This is a genomic window from Streptomyces ipomoeae 91-03 (assembly GCF_000317595.1).
Lineage (GTDB): Bacteria > Actinomycetota > Actinomycetes > Streptomycetales > Streptomycetaceae > Streptomyces > Streptomyces ipomoeae.
The window spans coordinates 1-3,924 of the sequence record NZ_AEJC01000521.1; the positions used below are offsets into that span (position 1 = coordinate 1).

5 protein-coding genes are annotated in these 3,924 nt (G+C 70.6%); 1 reads left to right on the forward strand and 4 read right to left on the reverse strand.

Going from position 1 to position 3,924, the window contains the following annotated elements:
* A partial coding sequence (locus STRIP9103_RS33895) for a hypothetical protein (RefSeq protein ID WP_048821479.1) occupies nucleotides 1-631 on the reverse strand: 631 nt, incomplete at its 3' end.
* Nucleotides 628-780, reverse strand: coding sequence for a hypothetical protein (locus STRIP9103_RS50920; protein ID WP_181800580.1), 153 nt, complete (start codon nucleotides 778-780; stop codon nucleotides 628-630). The genes STRIP9103_RS33895 and STRIP9103_RS50920, both read right to left, overlap by 4 nt.
* Nucleotides 781-1,014: 234 nt before the next feature.
* Here STRIP9103_RS50920 and dapA point away from each other — a divergent pair, with 234 nt between their 5' ends.
* Nucleotides 1,015-1,911: a 4-hydroxy-tetrahydrodipicolinate synthase gene (dapA, locus tag STRIP9103_RS33900; RefSeq protein ID WP_009328589.1), complete on the forward strand. Its 897-nt coding sequence runs from the start codon at nucleotides 1,015-1,017 to the stop codon at nucleotides 1,909-1,911.
* A gap of 83 nt (nucleotides 1,912-1,994) precedes the next feature.
* Here dapA and STRIP9103_RS33905 read toward each other — a convergent pair whose 3' ends face one another.
* Together STRIP9103_RS33905 and STRIP9103_RS33910 are read right to left on the reverse strand one after the other, a co-directional pair.
* On the reverse strand, nucleotides 1,995-3,224 hold the full coding sequence (locus STRIP9103_RS33905; protein ID WP_009328588.1) for a WD40 repeat domain-containing protein: 1,230 nt from the start codon (nucleotides 3,222-3,224) through the stop codon (nucleotides 1,995-1,997).
* Nucleotides 3,221-3,778: a SigE family RNA polymerase sigma factor gene (locus tag STRIP9103_RS33910; RefSeq protein ID WP_048821480.1), complete on the reverse strand. Its 558-nt coding sequence runs from the start codon at nucleotides 3,776-3,778 to the stop codon at nucleotides 3,221-3,223. The genes STRIP9103_RS33905 and STRIP9103_RS33910 overlap by 4 nt, the downstream gene beginning before the upstream one ends.
* Nucleotides 3,779-3,924: the final 146 nt, after the last annotated feature.

The following is a 3,924-nucleotide window of genomic DNA, read 5'->3' on the forward strand; positions in this document are numbered from 1 at the left end:
GCAGCGCCGCCTCGGCGACGAGCTCGGGCACGCCGAGATCGCCGGGCGACCCCGGCGGTCCCCCGGGCCCGACCGCCCCCTCGCCCACACCGCCCCCGGCGGCCGTCCGCATCCTCAGCCCCTCTCCCGCGAGCTTGGCGAAGGAGTCGGGCGACACGGACGTACGGCCCCGCAGGCATCCGGCACAGGAAGGGGCCAGGGCGAGCCAGCCCGGGCGGCCCCAGCCGGCGTCGGCGAGGGCGACGGGCCGGGCGCCGCACGCGCAGGGGCCGACGGTGGCGGCGCGTACCCGCTGCCGGGCGTACCGGAAGCCGTGTTCGAAGCGGATGTAGGCGCCGAGGACGGAGACCTCCAGCAGCAGGGCCGTCCGGTGCTCGGCGGTGCACAGCAGGGCCTCGGCCGCCGTGCGGTCGTGGACGCAGTGGAAGCCGCAGTCGCACAGGCGGGCCGGTGCCCGATGTCTGCGTCCGTAGACGCAGCGGGCCTCGTCGAGGACCCCGTAGGGCAGCGCGCCGCCCAACGACACACCGGTGAACCCGGCCCGGGTGCCGTCCTGGGACAGCACCGGGTGGGCGATCTTGTATCCGGTCGGCGGCTCCGTCGGTCGTTCCTCGGGGAGCCGCAGCCTCATCGCGCGACCGGAACCTCTTCGGCCGCGGCCGTCGCCGTCTCCTGGATCTCCACGCCGAGTTCCCGCTCGCCGTCGACCGGCTCGCCGGACTCGTACGACTCGGGCCGCTCCTCGGCGACCCCCTTGGCCAGTGCCTTGCCGAGCTTCATGACGCCTCCCGTGACCTGCCGTGGACCTGTTGCATGGACCTGTTGCGTGGACCTGTCGTAGATCTGCCGTCAATGACCGTCTTAGCCATGGTGACCCATGAAGGGCCGAGTTGGCACTAGCGCCTGCGGTGGCACCCCGGCACAGCGCTTCCCCCCATTCTCGTAGCAAATCTCCCTCATACTCCGTAGAAGAATTAAGTGGAGCTTCACAATCGTCGCGCCGAGACTACCCCCATGACGACTCCACGCCCCGCCCCCTTCGGCCGTGCCCTCTGCGCGATGATCACGCCCTTCACCGAGACCGGTGAACTGGACCTCGACGGCGCCCAGCGGCTCGCGGACCGGCTGGTGGTGGAGGGATGTGACGGGCTGGTGCTGTCCGGTACGACGGGTGAGTCGCCGACGACGACGGACGCGGAGAAGGCGGAGCTGATCCGGGCGGTCCGGGCGGCGGTGGGCGGTCGGGCCACGATCGTGGCCGGCGTGGGCACCGCCGACACCCGGCACACCGTGGAGCTGGCCCTGGCGGCCGAAAAGGCGGGCGCGGACGGGCTGCTGGCGGTCACGCCGTACTACAGCCGGCCCCCGCAGGACGCGGTCGAGGCCCACTTCCGCGAACTCGCCGACGCCTGCGGGCTGCCCGTCGTCCTGTACGACATCCCGGGCCGCACCGGCACCCGGATCGAGCCGGAGACGATGATCCGGCTGGCGGCCCACCCCCGGATCGTGGCGGTGAAGGACTGCGCGTACGACCTGCTCGGCACCCAGAAGGTGCTGGCGCAGACGGAGTTGGCGGACTACACGGGCTGCGACGAGTACGTCCTGGCGCTGTACGCGATCGGCGGGGCGGGATACATCGGTACGGTCGCCAATGTGGTGCCCCGTCAGTTCCGTTCCGTCATCGACGCGTTCGACGCGGGCGACACCGCCGAGGCCGCCCGGCTCCAGCGACGGGCCATCCGGCTCACCGAGTTGATGATGTCCTCCGGACTGCCGGGCACGGTGACGGCGAAGGCGCTGCTCGGCCGACTGGGCCTGCCCTCCGGGCCGGTCCGGGCGCCGCTGCGGCCCGCCGACCGGGAGGTGGCCGACGGGCTGCTGGCGGCGTACGAGGAGTTGGTCTCCGGCTGAGGAACCGGTCTCCGGCTGATCGACAGAATCTGACCGGATCGACCGGATCGACCGGACCGACGGGACCGACGGGATCTGGTCCCTCAGCGGGTGGCGAAGAGCGGCACCCAGTCCCCCCACGCCCTGCTGGTGATGCGCTTGCGGGCGCCGCTGAGCTTGATCGTCTTGTCGCTGCCGATGGTGACGAGGACGAGGGCGTTGTGGAACTCGTTGTCGCCGGGTGCGATGTCCCAGGCGATGAGCCGCTTGTCGTCGACCCAGGTGAGCAGTTGCTGGCCCCGTACCTTGTAGAGCTTCTCACCGGTGTGGGGGTCGAGAATCCAGGAGGCGGTGGTCTTGTCGTCGCCCGCGAAGTCACCGGCGGCGAGCTTGCCGTTCGGGGAGAGCCGGGCCTCCACGATCCAGTGCAGGTACTTCTCGTTGGCCGGCTTGGGGACCTCGTTGCCCTCCAGGTCGTAGAACTGCTCGTGCGGTTCCGTGGTCAGCCCGGAGTAGACGAGCTTGCCGTCGTCGCTGAAGGCGAAGTCCTGGCGGACGTTGAGGTCCCCGTCCTTGTTGTCGAAGGCGACCTCGCTCCAGTCGGCCTCACCGGAGTCGACGTCCACGATGTAGAAGCCGGTCCGGGGCGACTCGAACCAGTTCCGTTCGTAGTCGTTCTTCTTGCCGTCGCCGTCGGCGTCGTAGTCGACCTTCGTCAGCAGATCGGGGTTCTCGCTGTAGGTGGTGGCGACGAGCTTGGTGCCGTCGGGCGAGAACTCGACGCCCGCGACGCCCCGGTCGACCTCGATCCAGCGCTCCACCTCGCCGGTGCGCAGATCGAGCAGACCGATCCGCTTGGCCGGCAGATCCTTCTCCAGGACGGCGGCGGTCCGCATACCGGGGGCGATCGAGACGATGGACCAGCGGGTGTCCGTCTCGTACTTGCCGGTCTTCTGGTCGAGGATGCGGTAGATGCGTTCCAGGACGGCGGTGCCCTTCTTCTTCGTCAGGACCGTGTCCCAGGTGTAGTAAGCGGCCAGTGCCTTGTCCCCGGCGGCGATCATGTCGCGCGGCGGCGACTGGTCGGGGTGGGCGATGATGTCGCTTCTGTTCGTCTCGGTCGCGAACCGCACCTCGTCCTTGCCGGACTCCAGCAGCGGTACGGCCACCGCGACGGCGACCACGGCGGCGGTGGCCGCGGCGACGGTGGCGAGCCTCCGGGTCCGGCGGCGGCGCCGGACGGTCAGTACCCGGTCGGCGAATCCGCCGTCCAACAAAGTCTGCTCGTCGGCCTGTTCGCGCAGCGCATCCCGGACCAGTTCGTCGACGTTCATGGACGCACCTCCACAGGCGAGAAGTCTCGGGACGGCTCCTGCTCGGCCGCGGCGGGGCCGAGGGAGGCCAGCTCGGGTGCGAGTTCGCGCAGCCGGGCGAGTGAGCGATGGGTGGTGGACCGTACGGTCCCGACGGAGCAGCCCAGGATGCGGGCCACCTCGGACTCGGGCAGATCCTCGAAGTAGCGGAGCACGAGTACGGTCCGCTGGCGTGCGGTGAGCCGGGCGAGCGCGCCGCGCATGACCAGGCGCAGCTCCACGCCGGGCGCCCCGTCGGCGGCGGCGTCCTGTTCCGGCGGCTCGGCGACGGTCAGCTCGCGGCGCCGCCACTTCAGCCGCCAGCGGCTGATCTGCTGCCGGTAGAGGATCTGCCGGACGTACGCCTCGGGCTCGTCGATGCGCTGCCAGCGCCCGGCGGCCTTGATCAGCGCGTTCTGCAGCAGATCCTCGGCGGCGTGCCGGTCCCCGCCGCTGAGCAGTACGGCCGTCTTCAACAGCGCCGACGACCGCCCGGCCACGAACTCCCGGAAACTCTCCTGCCCTTCGGCATCCATCGTCACCTTCTCTTCCCTGGCGGACCCCGTGTCCCGCCCCTGTACCCCATGAGACGCGCCGACCGGGCCCCGGCTATGCCGCTACGACGAAGAAGGTGCCGAAGAAGGCTACGAAGGCGACGCAGCAGGTGCCGGGAAACGGTTCG